Here is a 580-nt window from a genome sequence, read left to right as displayed (position 1 = left end):
CGCCGGCTCTGCCAACCGAAGCCGGAATCAACATGCCCAAAATGGACATTGGCACCAACGAGCAGACCGAAGAATGCTCCCTAAACAATCTGTAAATACTGTCTCAAATAGTTTGACACGCTCCGATCGCCAGCGAAATTTTCTCCGGTATTTCCTTTAACATAGGTAACGGCCACAGCCGGTCCAAAATCAGTGCCTACTGTTCCACCGTAGGAGTTAAACACAGCAAGGGTTGGTTTAGAGCCGTTGGCACCCCCGTTGATCGCGACTCCGAATTGGTCCGCCATGCCAGTTCCCATGCTTAGGTTGATGCCCAAGGCGGCAGTGCCGGTGGGTTCCTTACTGAAACCGGCAGATTTTTCGCCCATATAGTTCCACTCCGGGCCGAATGGGTTGGTGCGTGCCAGATGTGCGGCGCGCTCGGCGTTGGCACTCATTTTCGCAGCGCTGCGGAAGGGCTCTATGCCGTTTTGAGTGGAACTGGACAGCCGGCACGGTAGATGGTAGATCGCAACGGAGCGGCGGCTGGTTGTAGTGGATTGGCCGGAAGGTTTTTAAACTTGGACATGCGAAGGTAGGC

At 54.8% G+C, this 580-nt stretch carries 1 protein-coding gene; it reads right to left on the bottom strand.

Translation table 11 applies throughout. The features are described from left to right. Positions 1-80: 80 nt before the first annotated feature. The gene (locus tag F1735_RS34115; RefSeq protein ID WP_167241478.1) at positions 81-437 is read right to left on the bottom strand and encodes a hypothetical protein; all 357 of its coding nucleotides are present in this window, start codon (positions 435-437) and stop codon (positions 81-83) included. Between the last annotated feature and the right edge of the window lie 143 nt (positions 438-580).

It is taken from the genome of Massilia genomosp. 1 (genome assembly GCF_011682185.1).
GTDB classification, from domain to species: Bacteria; Pseudomonadota; Gammaproteobacteria; order Burkholderiales; family Burkholderiaceae_D; genus Telluria_A; species Telluria_A rubra.
Note: the sequence above shows the minus strand (reverse complement) of the source record. Positions and strands in the feature narration are given on the sequence as shown.

Excerpts from the sequence above, each read along its gene's own strand:
- F1735_RS34115 (WP_167241478.1), bottom strand. The coding sequence starts at position 437 with ATGAGTGCCAACGCCGAGCGCGCCGCACATCTGGCACGCACCAACCCA.